General features: G+C 65.0%; 13 protein-coding genes. 7 read left to right on the top strand and 6 right to left on the bottom strand.

The window, feature by feature from the left end:
- Positions 1–3 precede the first annotated feature (3 nt).
- From Q0S71_RS00120 to Q0S71_RS00105, 4 genes are all read left to right on the top strand, one after another.
- Entirely contained in the window at positions 4–477 is a 474-nt protein-coding gene (locus Q0S71_RS00120; RefSeq protein WP_295989933.1) for a phosphate ABC transporter substrate-binding protein, read from the top strand.
- Positions 474–3,209: an EAL domain-containing protein gene (locus tag Q0S71_RS00115; RefSeq protein ID WP_295989931.1), complete on the top strand. Its 2,736-nt coding sequence runs from the start codon at positions 474–476 to the stop codon at positions 3,207–3,209. The genes Q0S71_RS00120 and Q0S71_RS00115 overlap by 4 nt, the downstream gene beginning before the upstream one ends.
- Positions 3,210–3,302: 93 nt before the next feature.
- On the top strand, positions 3,303–3,887 hold the full coding sequence (locus Q0S71_RS00110; RefSeq protein WP_295989929.1) for a TetR/AcrR family transcriptional regulator: 585 nt from the start codon (positions 3,303–3,305) through the stop codon (positions 3,885–3,887).
- Positions 3,888–4,096: 209 nt separating this feature from the next.
- A complete protein-coding gene (locus Q0S71_RS00105) occupies positions 4,097–4,882 on the top strand; it encodes an SDR family oxidoreductase (RefSeq protein ID WP_295989926.1) in 786 nt (261 codons plus the stop codon).
- A gap of 100 nt (positions 4,883–4,982) precedes the next feature.
- Here the strand turns inward: Q0S71_RS00105 and Q0S71_RS00100 are convergent, their stop codons facing one another.
- The 4 genes from Q0S71_RS00100 to Q0S71_RS00085 all read right to left on the bottom strand — a co-directional run bounded on the left by Q0S71_RS00100 (position 4,983) and on the right by Q0S71_RS00085 (position 9,257).
- Positions 4,983–5,972 carry a zinc-dependent alcohol dehydrogenase family protein gene (locus Q0S71_RS00100; protein WP_295989924.1) on the bottom strand — a complete coding sequence of 330 codons (990 nt, stop codon included), beginning with the start codon at positions 5,970–5,972 and terminating at the stop codon, positions 4,983–4,985.
- Between the two features lie 44 nt (positions 5,973–6,016).
- A complete protein-coding gene (locus Q0S71_RS00095; RefSeq protein WP_295989922.1) occupies positions 6,017–6,961 on the bottom strand; it encodes an alpha/beta hydrolase in 945 nt (314 codons plus the stop codon).
- A gap of 400 nt (positions 6,962–7,361) precedes the next feature.
- Positions 7,362–8,252, bottom strand: coding sequence for a LysR family transcriptional regulator (locus tag Q0S71_RS00090; RefSeq protein ID WP_295989920.1), 891 nt, complete (start codon positions 8,250–8,252; stop codon positions 7,362–7,364).
- A gap of 255 nt (positions 8,253–8,507) precedes the next feature.
- Positions 8,508–9,257 carry an SDR family NAD(P)-dependent oxidoreductase gene (locus Q0S71_RS00085; protein WP_295989918.1) on the bottom strand — a complete coding sequence of 250 codons (750 nt, stop codon included), beginning with the start codon at positions 9,255–9,257 and terminating at the stop codon, positions 8,508–8,510.
- Positions 9,258–9,558: 301 nt separating this feature from the next.
- Here Q0S71_RS00085 and Q0S71_RS00080 point away from each other — a divergent pair, with 301 nt between their 5' ends.
- The 3 genes from Q0S71_RS00080 to Q0S71_RS00070 are packed head-to-tail and all read left to right on the top strand — an operon-like array spanning position 9,559 to position 11,663.
- The gene (locus tag Q0S71_RS00080; protein ID WP_295989917.1) at positions 9,559–10,296 is read left to right on the top strand and encodes an SDR family oxidoreductase; all 738 of its coding nucleotides are present in this window, start codon (positions 9,559–9,561) and stop codon (positions 10,294–10,296) included.
- Between the two features lie 19 nt (positions 10,297–10,315).
- Entirely contained in the window at positions 10,316–10,972 is a 657-nt protein-coding gene (locus Q0S71_RS00075) for a peroxiredoxin-like family protein (protein ID WP_295989916.1), read from the top strand.
- Between the two features lie 55 nt (positions 10,973–11,027).
- Entirely contained in the window at positions 11,028–11,663 is a 636-nt protein-coding gene (locus tag Q0S71_RS00070) for a glutathione S-transferase N-terminal domain-containing protein (protein ID WP_295989915.1), read from the top strand.
- Positions 11,664–11,843: 180 nt separating this feature from the next.
- Here Q0S71_RS00070 and guaA read toward each other — a convergent pair whose 3' ends face one another.
- Both guaA and guaB read right to left on the bottom strand, forming a co-directional pair.
- Positions 11,844–13,454: a glutamine-hydrolyzing GMP synthase gene (gene guaA / locus Q0S71_RS00065; protein ID WP_295989913.1), complete on the bottom strand. Its 1,611-nt coding sequence runs from the start codon at positions 13,452–13,454 to the stop codon at positions 11,844–11,846.
- A gap of 150 nt (positions 13,455–13,604) precedes the next feature.
- Positions 13,605–15,068, bottom strand: a complete 1,464-nt coding sequence (gene guaB / locus Q0S71_RS00060) for an IMP dehydrogenase (protein WP_295989911.1) — start codon at positions 15,066–15,068, stop codon at positions 13,605–13,607.
- Positions 15,069–15,109: the final 41 nt, after the last annotated feature.

Genomic DNA, 15,109 nt, shown 5'->3' with positions numbered 1-15,109 from the left:
GCGATGACGACATTCCGCCTCCGCAACGCCGCCTCGGCCTGCCTGCTGGCGGCGCTGGCCGCGCCGACCCCGGCCGCCTCGGCCCATGCCGGCACCGCCGCCCCCGCCGCCGGTCCCCGGATGGTGGTGATCGTCTCGGCCCACAGCGGCCTGGGCGAACTGCGCGCCGACCAGGTGGCCGACATCTTCCTGGCCCAGAGCGGGCGCTTCCCCGACGGCGCCGAGGCCGTCGCTCTCGACCAGCCGCTCGGCAGCGCGCTGCGCGAGGAGTTTTATATGAAGGTCGCCGCCAAGTCGCCGGCGCTGATGAAGGCGTACTGGACCAAGATGATCTTCACCGGCCGTGGCCAGCCGCCGCGCGAGCTGCCCGGCAGCGCCGAGGTGCGCAAGATGGTGGCCGCCAATCCCAAGCTGATCGGCTACATCGACCGCGCCGAGCTCGACGCCAGCGTCAAGGCCGTGCTGGTGCTGCCATGATGGCGCCGCCGCAGCGGCGCAGCCTGGGCCAGCGCCTGCGCCTGGGCCTGGACGCCCAGGTTTCGCTGCCGCTGCTGGGCGTGCTGCTGCTGATCGCCATCTGGGCCGCGACCCTGCACGCCATCGACAGCGGCCGCGCCAGCGCGCAGCGGGTGGCGGCCGACTCGGTGCATGAACTGCTCGACACCTACGAGGCGCAGGTGGCGCGCAGCCTGGCCGGCATCGAGCAAACGCTCAACGTGCTCAAGTACGCCGTCGAACTCAAAGGGCCGCTGGCGGCGCTGCCGGAGTTGCAGCGCCAGGGCTTGCTGCCGCCGGGCGTGGTCTTCATCGTCAGCGTCGTCGACCGCGACGGCCTGACGCTGGCCAGCAATCCGCCGGCGCCGCCGCTGGCGGTGGCCGACCAGATGTATTTCCAGTACCACCGCGCGCACGACAGCGACCACACCTACGTCAGCGAGGCGGCCCGCGACAGCGCCCGCAGCGACTGGCATCTGCACTTCACGCGCCGCCTGAACGACGGCCGGGGCCGCTTCGCCGGCATCGTCATCGTCGAAGCCGATCCCGCCTATTTCACCAGCAGTTACGAGCGCGGCCGCGTGGGCGTGCGCGGCATGCTGGGCGTGGCCGGCGGCGACGGCGTGGTGCGCGCCATGCGGGTCGGCAACGCCGTCACCTTCGGCCAGCATCTGGCCAGCGCGCCGCCGGCGATGTTGGCGCCCAGCGGCGCCCCGGCCGAGCGTCCCCATCGCAGCGCGTGGGACGGCGTGGTCCGCTACGATGGCGCGCGGCAGCTGCACGGCATCGACCTCAGCGTCAGCGTCGGCCTGGCCGAGGACGAGCAGATGGCGGCCTTCATGCGCGAGCGCGACAGCGAGCTGTGGCGGGGCGCCATCGCCAGCACCGTGCTGGTGATGATGCTGGCGCTGATCTGGCACTGGAACTGGCAAAACGCCAGGAGCCGGCGCAGCATGCGGCGCATCCAGGAAACCTACGCCGCCGCCTCGCAGGCCAGCCTGGACGCCTTCTTCCTGCTGCGCGAGGTGCGCGACGCCGGCGGCGCCATCGTCGACTTCAAGATCATCGACGCCAACGGCCGCGCCGAGCTGATGACCGGACGCAACAAACAGCGCCTGCGCCGCCGCAGCCTGTGCCAGCTGTTCCCGCAACTGCGGGGCAACGGCATCTTCGACATGCTGGTGGCGGCCGGCGGCGCCGGCGGCGTCCACGAAAACGAATGGCAGTTCGACCTGCCGCGCGCGGGCACGCGCTGGCTGCGCCAGCAAACCGTGTCGGTCGAACGCGGCGTGGTCGCCATCGTGCGCGACATCACCGAGCGCAAGCAGGCCGAACAGCGCATCCTGCACCTGGCCCGCCACGACAGCCTGACCGGCCTGCCCAACCGCGCCCTGGTCGGCGAGCGCCTGGAACAAGCGATTTCCCAGGCCGCGCGCCAGGGCCACGCCGTGCTGGTGGCCTTCATCGACCTGGACGGTTTCAAGATCGTCAACGACGGCCTCGGCCACAATGCCGGCGACCGCCTGTTGCAGGTCGTCGCCGGCCGCATGGCCGAATGCGTGCGCGTCAGCGACACGGTGGGCCGCTTCGGCGGCTACGAATTCGTGCTGGTGCTGCCGCAGTTGGACGACGCCATCGACACCACTGGCGCGAACGTGCTCGAGCGTGTCCGCGCCGCCGTCTGCCGCAGCATCGCGCTGGCCGGGCAAGAGGTGCAAGTCAGTTGCAGCATCGGCGTCGCCGTCTATCCCTACGACGGCGCCGACCCCGACACCCTGCTCAAGAACGCCGACGCCGCCATGTACCGCGCCAAGGACCTGGGCAAGAACAATTGCCAGTTCTACACCCAGGAAATGAACGCCAGCCTGCAGGAAAAGCTGGCCCTGCTCGAAGGCTTGCGCGGCGCCATCGACGACCGGCAGCTGTTCCTGGTCTATCAGCCCAAGGTGGACTTGCTCACCGGCCGCATCTTCGGCGCCGAGGCGCTGGTGCGCTGGCGCCACCCGCGGCACGGCGTGATCGGCCCGGACCGCTTCATCCCGCTGGCCGAGGAAAGCGGCCTGATCACCATGCTCGGCGACTGGGTGTTGCAGGCGGCTTGCAAACAAAACCGCGCGTGGCAGTTGCAGGGCCTGGCGCCGGTGTGCGTGTCGGTCAATGTGTCGCCGCGCCAGTTCGAGGACCGCCAGCTGGTGGCGCGCGTCGGCCATGCGCTGGCCGACAGCGGCCTGCACCCGGCCTGGCTGGAGCTGGAAGTGACCGAGGGGCTCATCATGCGCGACCTGACCCAGGCGGTCGAGAAGATGCGCTCGCTCAAGGCCATGGGCGTGTCGCTGTCGATCGACGATTTCGGCACCGGCTATTCGAGTCTGGCGGCGCTCAAGTCCTTCCCCGTCAGCACGCTCAAGATCGACAAATCGTTCGTGCGCGACCTCGCCAGCAGCAGCGACGACCAGGCCATCGCCAGCGCCATCATCGGCCTGGCGCACCAGCTCAACCTGCGCGTGATCGCCGAGGGCGTCGAAACCGAGCAACAGCGCCAGTTCCTCGCCGACCACGGCTGCGACGATATCCAGGGCTATTTATTCAGCCGGCCGCTGGCGCCGGACGCGATGCGGGAGCTGCTCGAAGCGCAGGCGCACGGCCAGCCCGACTGGCAAGCGCGGGCGCGGCAGGTGACGCCGCCATCCGATCACGCCACCCGGATGGGTTAATTTATAAATTATAAAAAGCGTATAAAAAGCGCTTGTTGTCCATTTAACTTATGACTATACTTTGAAAATACAGTCGTAATTCAAAGGTGGGACATGCGCTACGAAAAAGGCCGGAAAGATGTGACGCGCTCGCGCATCGTGCAAACGGCGTCACGACGTTTTCGGGCCGAGGGCGTCGAGGCGGTGGGACTGGCCGGCTTGATGCGGGACGCCGGCCTCACCAATGGCGCCTTCTATGTCCACTTCGATTCCAAGGAACAGCTGGTGCAGGAAGTGCTGGTCGATGCGCTGGACCGCCGGCTTGCCGCGATGGTCGCCGCCAGGGCGCAGGGCGCAAGCCTGGGCGACGCCATCCGAGACTACCTGAGCCCGCGCCAGCGCGACCTGCCCGACCAGGGTTGCCCGACGGCGGCGCTGGCGGCCGAAATCGCCCGCCATCCGGAGCAGACCCGCACCCTGTTCACCGATAAGATCGACGCTTTCCTCCAGTTCATCGCCGCCAGCTTGCCGGCCGGCGACCCCGCCGCGCGGCGCGGGCAGGCCGCCGCCCTGTTCGGCATGATGGTGGGCACGCTGCAACTGGCGCGCGCGGTCAATGACGCGGCGCTGTCGGACCGCATCCTGGAAGGCGGCATCGCAGCCGGCCTGGCCCTGGTCGGCGCGCAACCAAGTTCCTGAGCGGCGATGCCGCGCACAGCGCCGCATTTTTTTAACCCAATAAAATTACAGTCATAATTCAATATCGGCCTCGCCGTGCGCAGCACCGAACCCCGGCCTGGCCCGCACCCGCGCAACCCGCAGCGCGCAAACCGACGAGGCCTCATCGAGAACCGCCGCGCCGGCGGCAAGATCATTTTGTAACCCTGGCTCGACTAAAAAGGATGGACATGGACGATATTCATAACAAGTGGGCGCTGGTCACCGGGGCGTCGAGCGGCATCGGCGCGGAGTTCGCCCAACAGCTGGCGCAACGCGGCGCCAACCTGGTGCTGGCGGCGCGCAGCACCGGCGCCATGGAGGCGCTGGCCACGCAACTACGGGACACGCATGGCGTGCAGGTCTTGGTCCTGCCCATCGACCTCGCGCAAGCGGGCGCCGCCGTGACGCTGTACGCCAGCGTGGCGCGGCAAGCCATCGTCATCGACATCCTGGCCAACAACGCCGGCTTCGGCGTGTTCGGCGACTTTCATGCGCAAGCGGCCGACCGCACGCTCGAGATGCTGCAACTGAACATCGTCAGCCTGACCGAGCTGACGCAGGTGTTCGCCGCCGACATGGTCAGGCGGGGCGGCGGCCAGATCCTGCTGGTGGCGTCCATCCTCGCTTACCAGGCCACGCCCGGCTACGCCGCCTACGCCGCCAGCAAGGCCTACGTGCTCCAGTTCGGCGAAGCGCTGCATGTCGAACTGGCCGGTCACGGCGTCAACGTGACCGTGCTCTCCCCTGGCGTGACGCAAACGTCGTTCCTGTCCGTGTCGGGGCAAGCGGTGACCCCGTTCCAGCGCCTGATGATGAAGGCGCCGCGCACGGTGGCCGCCGAGGGGCTGGCCGCCCTGCTGGCGCGCCGCGCCGTGGTCATGCCGGGCTTGGCCAACCGCCTGATGGTGATGATGAACCGGCTGGCGCCGCGGCTGCTGCAAAGCCGGATCGCCGGTTACCTGATGACGCACTGACGTGCTGGGTCCAGCCCGAGATTTTCAATGCCCACGTTGATGAGGGCCTGGGCCGGCCGCCGGCAGCGCAATGCTGTTTCCACCGGCGGCCCTGCCCTCATCAGACCTCGACGATGATTTTGCCGAAGTGCTGGTTGGTTTCAAGGTAGCGGTGCGACGCGACGATCTCGCTGAACGGGAAGGTTCGGGCGATGATGGGCTGGAGCGCGCCACGGGCGATGCCGGCGAAAATATAATCGGCCGCCGCTTTCTGGCGCGCCGGATTGGTCGTGATGCCGAACAGGTTGAAGCCGCGTATGACCGGCTGCTTCAGGATGATGCTCAGCAGCGGCAACGGCGTCGTCTCCGGGCTGAGCGCGCCGTAGATGAACATGGTGGCGCCCGGCGCCATGGCCTCGATCAGCGTCGGGAAATAGGCGCCTCCCACCGGTTCGAAGACCAGGTCCGCGCCCTTGCCGCCGGTGATGCGCAGCACTTCGGCCACCAGGTCCTGCTCCTCGGTCGCGATCACGAACTGCGCGCCGGCCGCCAGCAGCTGGTCGCGCTTGGCCGAAGTCCGCGTCAAGGCGATGGAAACGCCGCCGGCCAGGTTGGTGACCTGGATGGCGCCCAGGCCGACGGCGCTCGACGCCGCCGGAATCAGGACGCTCTGTCCGGCCGACAGCGCTTTGCTCTCGACCAGCGCGCCGTAAGGCGTGACGAACATATTCCAGAGCGCGGTGGCCTGGTTGAACGACAGCGAGGCGGGCACCTTGACCACGGCGTGGGCCGGTGCGTTCACCAGTTCGCCATACAGGCCATAGTCGTTCTGCGAAAAGGCCGGCATGGTGCTGACGCGGTCGCCGACGGCGAGGCCCGACACATCGGCCCCCACCGCCGTCACCACGCCGGAGACCTCGTAACCGAGGCGCGCCGGCAGACGCACCGGTTCGACATAGACGCCGGTGCGCCACATCGATTCGGCGCGGTTCAGGCCGATCGCCTTGACGGCGATCTGCACTTCGGCAGCGGCCGGAGCCGGCACGACGATGTCCGTGATCGTCAGGACGTCGGGACCGCCGTATTCAGTAAAACCCACAATTTTCGACATGTTATTTCCAATTCAAAATATTAAAAGGCAAGGCGCCGGTGTCTTTATTTGCTGGACAGGAATTGCGTCGCGTGTTTGACGAATTGCTCCGGATACTGGTACATCGAACCATGGTTGGCGTCCGGGTACAGGATCAGCGTGGCGTTCGGCAGGTATTGCTGGAGGTAATAGGAGTTAATCGTCGGCACGATGATGTCGTTGCTGCCGTTCACGACCAGCACGGGTTGCTTGATCTCCTTCAGATAGGCGAAGCGTTCGCCGACCGGCTGGCCCCATTCGCCGATGGCGGCCATCTGCTTGGTCGGCACGCTGGCGTTGGGCGCGATGTCGCGGTCCTTGCGGGCGCGGTAGCGCTCAAGGAATTCCCGTCCCTTGGCCTGGCTGGCGGGCGACTGGGTGAAGAACACGTCCAGCCAGAGTTCGTCCGCGACCGCGCGTTTTTTGCCAAACACGGCCTGGGCTTCCGGCGACATGCCTTGCATGCCGTCGCCGTTACGCGGCGCGATGCCGACCAGGATCACGCGGCGCACCAAATCCGGACGCGCCTGCGCCACCAGTTGGGCGATGCCGCCGCCCATCGAGAAGCCGAGGATGTCGACATGCTTCAGTCCCAGCGCATCGATAAAGGCAATGCCGTCCTTGGCCATGGCGCCGTAGCTGGTCGGCACTTCGCCCTCGCTGCTGGCGACGCCGCGGTTATTGAAGATGATCACTTCGCGGTCCTTGGCCAGGTTGTCGACGACAGCCGGATCCCAATTATCCAGGTTGCCCGAGAAATGCTGGAAGAACACCAGCGGCAGCGCCGCGCCGACCTTGCCGAAACGGCGGTAGGCGAATTTGGTGCCGTCGACATCGACGAACTGGGTGTGGACATCGACCGCGTGGCAGGTCGCGCAGGATTTGGACGCGGCGGCGGTGGCCGGCGCGGTCGCGGCCTGGGTGGTGATGACGCTGGCCATCAGCATGCATGCGGCGTAGAAGGATTTCATGTTATTCCGATCAAATTAAATGAGGGCAGCGGAAGCGTGTTCCGCTCTGTAAACTTAGCTTGAGAGATGGGTCCAGCCCGCTGCGGCTGTTAGCTTCGCAGTGCCATCTCATAATTAAATTATGGACGTCCATATTATTCTAGTCAATAAATAATATGTTCGTACGTATTAATCCTGAAGATAAATATCGGCTATGACTAACGCTGACCCCGAACGGATTTTTCTCCAATCAAGGGCGTCAGGGCCTTGCAGGCTTGTGTGCAGGATGTTCTGCAATGTGATTGCGGACATTCACTCTGAAGTGTTTCAATTTGCCAGCTCGACCGAAGCTCCTGATCGAAGCCCTCCTGGCATTGGGCCGGCCGTTTGATACGCGGATGTCATCGCATGGCGGCAACCGTCAAACGGCTCCGGCCATTGTCGCTTCAACGAAGGCGGTGAAGGCACGCGCTTTGGCGCTGGCCTTGCGGCCGGACGGATAGACCGCCCACAGGTCGATCGGCGCCAATGTCCAATCCTCCATCACCCGCCGCACTTTGCCATTGGCGAGTTCCGGCGCAAACATCCAGTCCGACGTCACCACCAGCCCCATATTCGCCAGTACCGCCTCGCGCACGCCCTCGGCCGCAGACACGCGCACGCGGCCCGTCACGACGACCGATACCTCCGTCTCGCCCTGCTGGAACGACCAGCTGCCCCCGCCGCCCAGACGGTCGTAGACGATCGCCGCATGCGCCGCCAGTTCGGCCGGTGCGCGCGGCTCGCCGCAACGCAGTAAATACTCGGGTGTCGCCAGCACCGAACGCCGCCCCTGCGCGATGCGGCGCGCCGTCATGTTGGAATCGCTCAGTGTGCCCATGCGCAATGCCACGTCGATGCCGTTTTCCAGCAGATCGATGTTGCGGTCATCGAGCACGACATCGATACTCAGTTGCGGATGCGCGTCGAGAAAGGTCTGCAGGTAAGGCATGATGTGGATGCGCGCGAAGGTGACGGCGGCCGACACTTTCAAGCGCCCGCTCAAACCGGCGTTGGCGCCGCGCGCGATCACGTCGGCATCCTCGGCTTCGGCGAGGGCGCGGCGCGCGCCTTCGTAATAGCCGAGTCCGGCCTCGGTCGGCGCCAGGCCGCGCGTCGAGCGCAGCAGCAGCTGCACCCCCAGGTACTCCTCGAGTTGCGCCACGGTCTTCGATACCGCCGGCTGGCCGACATTCAGCCGCCGCGCGGCGCCGGAGAATGAACCGGCGTCCACCACATTGACAAAAGTTTCCATCGCTTGCAATCGATCCACCGCTTATTCCTCCATGGCATTGATAATAACATTATCTCCTCCAAAACAGGCATGCCCCGGCGCCGCGAATTGCGGCCCGGGGCATGCGATGAAACTCAAAGCGTATTCAGCTGCTATTCAAGCGGCAATACCACTCCGGTAGCTGCGCGGCCATCGCCGTGGACGGCGGCGGCACGCTCAGCATCGGCAATGTGTACGGCGGCATGGCGACTCATGGTCTTGCCATTTTAATAAACAACAGCGCGCCGATGCGCGTCAAACAGCGCCCATGCCTCCGTCCACGCTCAAGTCTATACCAGCGATAAAGCTGCTTTCATCCGATGCCAGGAACAGCGCCGCCGATGCGATCTCATCGGCGCGGCCCATGCGGCCCAACGGGATTACCGAGAGGAAGAAGTCGCGCAGCTTGTCGGCGTCTTCCTTGGTATCGGCCTGGCCGTCGATGATGGGCGTGTCGACCGGGCCGGGGCTGATGTTGTTAACGCGGATGCCGCGGTCCTTGAACTCCGCGGTCCAGGTCCGCGCATACGAACGCACGGCCGCCTTGGTGGCGCTGTACGTGCTGTGGTTGGGAAAACCCATGTAGGCCGCGATGGACCCGATCAGCACGATGGAACCGCCGTTGCTGAACAGCGGCAAGGCTTTTTGCACGGTGAACAGCAGGCCGCGCGCGTTGATGTCATTGGTCTGGTCGTAGTGGGACGGGGTGATGTCTTCCAGGCGTTTTTGCTCGACCACGCCGGAGTTGGCGACCAGCACGTCGATGCGGCCCTTCTGCTGTTGGACGACGGCGTACAGGCGGTCCAAATCGTCCAGGTTCGAGACGTCGCCCTGAACGGCGGTGACGTTGCCGCCGATCAGGGCGACGGCTTTGTCCAGCTCGGCCTGGCGGCGGCCGGTGATGAACACATACGCGCCTTCAGCGACGAAGCGTTGCGCGGTGGCCAGGCCGATTCCACTGCTGGCCCCTGTAATGACAGCGATTTTTCCTTGCAAGCGAGACATGGCATTTCCTTTTTAGTTACATGAAGAGATGACGACACACTGGCCGCTACGGTATCGCTTACAGCAATTGGCGAATGGCCCGTCGTCTATCTGAGCTGCCGATTATGGTTAACCGGCCATGGACGCGCTACGCATGCGTGGGAGATAAGTTCTATTCTGGTTGGGAATGATCGCCGCTGCTATTCCAGGTTCGCATAGGTGTCATGCTCGGCGGCTGGCTAGCGCACGCGCCGCCACGCCCGTATCTTGTGGTCATGGGCGCCGCATCAGGCGTCCCTTTGAACCACTTAGAAAGCAGATCATGTCGAACAAACTCAATGGTAAAGTCGCGGTAGTCACCGGTGCCAGCGCCGGCATCGGCCTGGCGGCGGCCAAGCGTTACGCCGCCGAAGGCGCGCAAGTGTTCATCACCGGCCGCCGTCAGTCGGAACTGGACAAGGCCGTCGCGGAAATCGGCAATGGCGTCATCGCGCTGCAAGGCGACGTTGCCAATATGGACGACCTCGACCGCATCTATAGCGCCGTCAAAGCCCAGGCCGGCCGGATCGACGTCTTGTTCGCCAACGCAGGCTTCTATGAACTCGGCAAGTTCGGCGACATCAGCGCTGAGCACTTCGACAAGACCTTCAACGTCAACGTGCGCGGCCTGCTGTTCACCGTGCAAAAAGCGCTGCCGCTGATGCCCGACGGAGCCGCCGTCATCATGACCGGCCCGATTGCATCGATCAAGGGCTTCGAAGCCTTCTCCGTCTACAACGCAAGCAAGGCTGCCGTGCGCTCCTTCGCCCGCAGCTGGATCGTCGACCTGAAGCCGCGCAACATCCGCATCAATGTGCTCTCGCCCGGCCACACCCAGACCCCTGGCCTGGACGGTTTGTTGAACGACGACATCAAGGCCATGCTGGCCGCCGGCACGCCCTTGAATCGCATCGACACCGGCGACGACATGGCCAATGCGGCGCTGTTCCTGGCGCCCCCGGAGAGTAGCTTCATTTCCGGCATCGATTTGTTCGTCGACGGCGGTTACGCTCAAATCTAAGGCATTGCGACCAGCTACCATGGCACTCCAGGAACAACTCGACGCTTTCGAAGCGTGTTTCAGCGCCGGCGAGACCGCGCACAAGGCATCGCCCGAAACGGCCGCCCTGCTGGCGCGCGGGATCGCCGAGCTGGTCGCATCGGGCCGGGCCCGCAATACCTTGCGGGCCGGCGACCGCGCCCCCGCGTTTAAATTGCGCAATCGGCAAGGACAGACGATCAGCTCGGGCAGCTTGCTGAAACATGGGCCGCTGGTGCTGATGTTCTATCGCGGTAGTTGGTGTCCTTACTGCAACATGGAATTGGATGCCATGAAAGCGGCTCTGCCCAAGTTGGCCGCGGCGGGCGCGCGCGTGGTCGCCGTGTCGCCGGAGCTGGCGTCGATCCAGGACGACGGCCAATTGACGATGCTCAGCGACCCGCACAACCGCACCGCCGCGCTGTTCGGACTAGCCTATGAGCTGCCGGTCTATGTCGCCGACCTGTATCGCAAACTGGGCAACGACCTGCCGCGCCTGAATGGCGATGACAGCTGGACGCTGCCGATGACGGCGCGCTTCGTCATCGGCAGCGACGGTGTCGTGCTGTACAGCGAAGTCCATCCCGACTACACCATACGCGCGGAGCCGGAGAACGTGCTGCCGGTGCTGCGCGCGCTGCATCTCGGCGCGCGTTAGTGGGCTGCGGAGTAGCGACCAGCACATCCAGACTCTCATCCACCAAGGACACATCATGTATCAGCTTTTTGCCTTCGGCACTCCTAACAGCATCAAACCCATCATCGCCCTCGAAGAACTCGAAGTGGAATACGCTTTGCAAGGTATCAACGTACGCAAGGGCGAGCAGAAATCCGACGAGTTCATTGCGCTCAACCCGAACGCCAAGGTCCCGGTGCTGACCGTCGGCATGGGCGGCGGCCAGGACATGGTGCTGAGCGAATCGGCGGCCATCCTGATCTACCTGGCGGAGCAGCACGGCCGCTTGCTGCCGAGCTCGGGCGAAGCACGCGCCCGCGTGTTTGAACAATTGTTCTTCCACGCGTCCGGTATCGGCCCGGCATTTGGCCAGTCCGGCTACTTCCAGAAATCGGCGCCCGACCTACTGCCCGCCGCGATACTGCGCTTTCATGGCGAAGCCAAGCGCACCATGGCGATACTCGACCAGGTGCTGGCCAAAACCACCTACGCCGCCGGCGAAGACTATACGATCGCCGACATCGCCCACTTCGGCTGGATCTGGCGCCGCGCCTTCGCCGGCATCGATTTCAGCGCCACGCCGAACGTCGAACGCTGGTACGAGCTGGTGGCCCAGCGCCCGGCCGTTCGGCGCGCCATTGCCAAGGCCGAAGCGCTGATACCTGCCACCTGATACCCGTCCGTTCCCGCGCAGGCCGTCAAACCGCAACAGCCCGGCGGCGCCGCCCATCCAGAGATAACCGTCGCCGCTCTGCGCCATGGTCCAGCCGCTTAAAAAAGAAAAAGCCCCTGAAAATCAGGGGCTTCATCTCATCCAATTACCCGCCGCTGCCAGAGGCTGCCGGACGGGATATCATTCCCACTCGATGGTCGCCGGCGGCTTGCCGCTGATGTCGTAGACCACGCGATTGATGCCGCGCACTTCGTTGATGATGCGGTTCGACACCTTGCCCAGCAGCGCGTGCGGCAGGTGCGCCCAGTGCGCCGTCATGAAGTCCTGGGTCTGCACCGCGCGCAGCGCCACCACGTATTCATAGGTGCGGCCGTCGCCCATCACGCCGACCGACTTCACCGGCAGGAACACGGCGAACGCCTGCGACGTCGCCTCGTACCAGTTCTTCGGCAGCTGCTCGTGATCGACGGCCTGGCCGACGATGAATTCATACGGCGTGTTGCGCAGCTCTTCGATGAAGATGGCGTCGGCGCGGCGCAGCAGGTCGGCGAAGTCCTTCTTGACTTCGCCGAGGATGCGCACGCCCAGGCCCGGACCCGGGAAGGGATGGCGGTACACCATGTCGTGCGGCAGGCCGAGCGCGACGCCCAGCTTGCGCACTTCATCCTTGAACAGTTCGCGCAGCGGCTCTAGCAGCTTGAGCTTCATCGTCTCGGGCAGGCCGCCGACGTTGTGGTGGCTCTTGATGGTCTGGCCCTTCTTGCCCTTGCCGGCCGACTCGATCACGTCCGGATAAATCGTGCCCTGGGCCAGCCACTTGGCGTTGACCAGCTTGGCCGATTCGACCTGGAACACTTCGACGAATTCGCGTCCGATGATCTTGCGCTTCTGCTCGGGATCGGCGACCCCGGCCAGGTGGCCCATGAACTGGTCTTCGGCGTCGACGCGTATCACCTTGACGCCGAGGTTCTTGGCGAACATGTCCATCACCATCTTGCCCTCGTCCAGGCGCAGCAGGCCGTGGTCGACGAACACGCAGGTCAGCTGGTCGCCGATGGCGCGGTGGATCAGCGCAGCGGCCACCGACGAGTCGACGCCGCCGGACAGGCCGAGGATGACGTCGTCCGTGCCGACCTGGGCGCGGATCTTCTCGACCGCCTCGGTAATATAGTCCGGCATGTTCCAGTCCGCCTTGCAGCCGCAGATCTCGTGCACGAAGCGGCCCAGCATGGCCTTGCCCTGCACCGTGTGCGTCACTTCCGGATGCCACTGCACGCCGTAGAAGTGGCGCTCCTCGTCGGCCATGGCGGCGATCGGGCAGCTCGGCGTGTTGCCCATCAGCTTGAAGCCGGGCGGCATGTCCAGCACCTTGTCGCCGTGGCTCATCCACACTTTGAGCATGCCGTGGCCTTCGTCGGTGACGAAGTCGTTGATGCCGTCGAGCAGCTTGGTGTGGCTGCGCGCGCGCACCTCGGCGTAGCCGAATTCGCGCACCAGGCCGTTTTCAACCTTGCCGCCCAGCTGAGCCGCCATGGTCTGCATGCCGTAGCAGATGCCCAGCACCGGCACGCCCAGCTCGAACACGGCGTCCGGCGCGCGCGGCGCGTCGCCTTCGAGCGTCGAGCTGTGGCTGCCCGACAGGATCACGCCGGCGGCGCCGTAGTTGCGCACGAACTCGTCGCTGACGTCGTAGGGGAACACTTCGGAGAACACGCCGGAGTCGCGCACGCGGCGGGCGATCAGCTGGGTGACTTGGGAGCCGAAATCGAGAATGAGGATTTTAGAGTGCATGGGATGAGTGCTTTAAAAATGAAAACATCGGTGCGGAATGAGCGGTCCGCCGCGCAAGGGCTGCGCCGGCGCGGACCGTCAGGGCAAGAGGCGGCGCGCGCCCGTAAAACTGCAACGCCGGCGGCGCTGGGGCCGCCGGCCTGACCAGGTTTAATCGCCGGAACGGTAGTTCGGCGCTTCCTTGGTGATTTGCACATCGTGGACGTGCGATTCGCGCATGCCGGCCGAGGTGATCTCGACGAACTCAGCCTTTTCGCGCAGCTCGTCGATGGTGGCGCAGCCGCAGTAGCCCATCGACTGGCGCACGCCGCCGACCATCTGGAAGATGATGGCCAGCACGCTGCCCTTGTAGGCGACGCGGCCCTCTATGCCTTCGGGCACGAACTTGTCGGCCTTCATGCTCGATTCCTGGAAATAGCGGTCGGCCGAGCCGTCCGTCATCGCGCCCACGCTGCCCATGCCGCGATACGACTTGTAGCTGCGGCCCTGGTACAGTATCACTTCGCCCGGCGCCTCTTCGGTGCCGGCGAACATCGAGCCCATCATCACGGACGAGGCGCCGGCGGCCAGCGCCTTCGAAATGTCGCCCGAGTAGCGGATGCCACCGTCGGCGATGCAGGGCACGCCCGTGCCTTCGAGCGCTTCGGCCACGTTGGAGATGGCGGTGATCTGCGGCACGCCGACGCCGGCGACGATGCGGGTGGTGCAGATCGAGCCGGGGCCGATGCCGACCTTGACCGCGTCGGCGCCGTATTCGACCAGCGCCTTGGCGGCGGCGGCCGTGGCGATGTTGCCGCCGATGACGTCGACGTGCGGGAAGCGCGTCTTGATCCAGCGCACGCGGTCGAGGATGCCCTGCGAGTGGCCGTGGGCGGTATCGACCACCAGCACGTCGACGCCGGCCGCGACCAGCAGCTCGATGCGTTCCTCATCCTTGATGCCGACGCCGACGGCGGCGCCGACCAGCAGCTTGCCCTGCGAATCTTTCGACGCCAGCGGGTGCTCGGTCGACTTCTGGATATCCTTGACGGTGATGAGGCCGCGCAGCTCGAAGGCTTCGTTGACCACCAGCACGCGCTCGAGGCGGTGCTTGTTCATCAGGCGCTTGGCCTCGGCCGTGTCGGCGTCCTCGTTGACGTAGACCAGCTTGTCGCGCGGCGTCATCTTGGCGCGCGCCTCGGCGTCGAGTTCCTGTTCGAAACGCAGGTCGCGGTTGGTGATGATGCCGACCACCACATTGCCTTCGACGACGGGGAAACCGGAAATACCATACTGTTCGGTCAGCGCGATGACGTCGCGGATTTTCATCTCGGGCGGTATCGTGATCGGGTCGCGCAACACGCCGGCCTCGAATCGCTTGACGCGCAACACTTCGCGGGCCTGGTCCTTCGGCGTCAGATTCTTGTGGATGATACCGATGCCGCCCTCTTGCGCCATGGCGATCGCCAGCCGGGCTTCCGTCACCGTATCCATCGCGGCCGACAGCAGCGGGATATTGAGCGTGATGTTGCGGGTCAAGCGGGTTTTGAGGGACGTATCGGCAGGCAGAACATTCGAGTACGCTGGAACGAGGAGCACGTCATCAAACGTGAGTGCTTTTTGGAGGAGACGCATAGTATTTCCTATAGGCGCAAAAGCAGATTATACAGAAAAAC

The organism is Rugamonas sp., assembly GCF_025354735.1.
Classification (GTDB): Bacteria; Pseudomonadota; Gammaproteobacteria; order Burkholderiales; family Burkholderiaceae_D; genus Rugamonas.
Note: the sequence above shows the minus strand (reverse complement) of the source record. Positions and strands in the feature narration are given on the sequence as shown.

What these genes read in the sequence shown, in the direction of transcription:
- Q0S71_RS00120 (WP_295989933.1), top strand. Translation starts at nt 4, where the DNA reads ATGACGACATTCCGCCTCCGCAACGCCGCCTCGGCCTGCCTGCTGGCG.
- Q0S71_RS00115 (WP_295989931.1), top strand. Translation starts at nt 474, where the DNA reads ATGATGGCGCCGCCGCAGCGGCGCAGCCTGGGCCAGCGCCTGCGCCTG.
- Q0S71_RS00110 (WP_295989929.1), top strand. Translation starts at nt 3,303, where the DNA reads ATGCGCTACGAAAAAGGCCGGAAAGATGTGACGCGCTCGCGCATCGTG.
- Q0S71_RS00105 (WP_295989926.1), top strand. Translation starts at nt 4,097, where the DNA reads ATGGACGATATTCATAACAAGTGGGCGCTGGTCACCGGGGCGTCGAGC.
- Q0S71_RS00100 (WP_295989924.1), bottom strand. Translation starts at nt 5,972, where the DNA reads ATGTCGAAAATTGTGGGTTTTACTGAATACGGCGGTCCCGACGTCCTG.
- Q0S71_RS00095 (WP_295989922.1), bottom strand. Translation starts at nt 6,961, where the DNA reads ATGAAATCCTTCTACGCCGCATGCATGCTGATGGCCAGCGTCATCACC.
- Q0S71_RS00085 (WP_295989918.1), bottom strand. Translation starts at nt 9,257, where the DNA reads ATGTCTCGCTTGCAAGGAAAAATCGCTGTCATTACAGGGGCCAGCAGT.
- Q0S71_RS00080 (WP_295989917.1), top strand. Translation starts at nt 9,559, where the DNA reads ATGTCGAACAAACTCAATGGTAAAGTCGCGGTAGTCACCGGTGCCAGC.
- Q0S71_RS00075 (WP_295989916.1), top strand. Translation starts at nt 10,316, where the DNA reads ATGGCACTCCAGGAACAACTCGACGCTTTCGAAGCGTGTTTCAGCGCC.
- Q0S71_RS00070 (WP_295989915.1), top strand. Translation starts at nt 11,028, where the DNA reads ATGTATCAGCTTTTTGCCTTCGGCACTCCTAACAGCATCAAACCCATC.
- guaA (WP_295989913.1), bottom strand. Translation starts at nt 13,454, where the DNA reads ATGCACTCTAAAATCCTCATTCTCGATTTCGGCTCCCAAGTCACCCAG.
- guaB (WP_295989911.1), bottom strand. Translation starts at nt 15,068, where the DNA reads ATGCGTCTCCTCCAAAAAGCACTCACGTTTGATGACGTGCTCCTCGTT.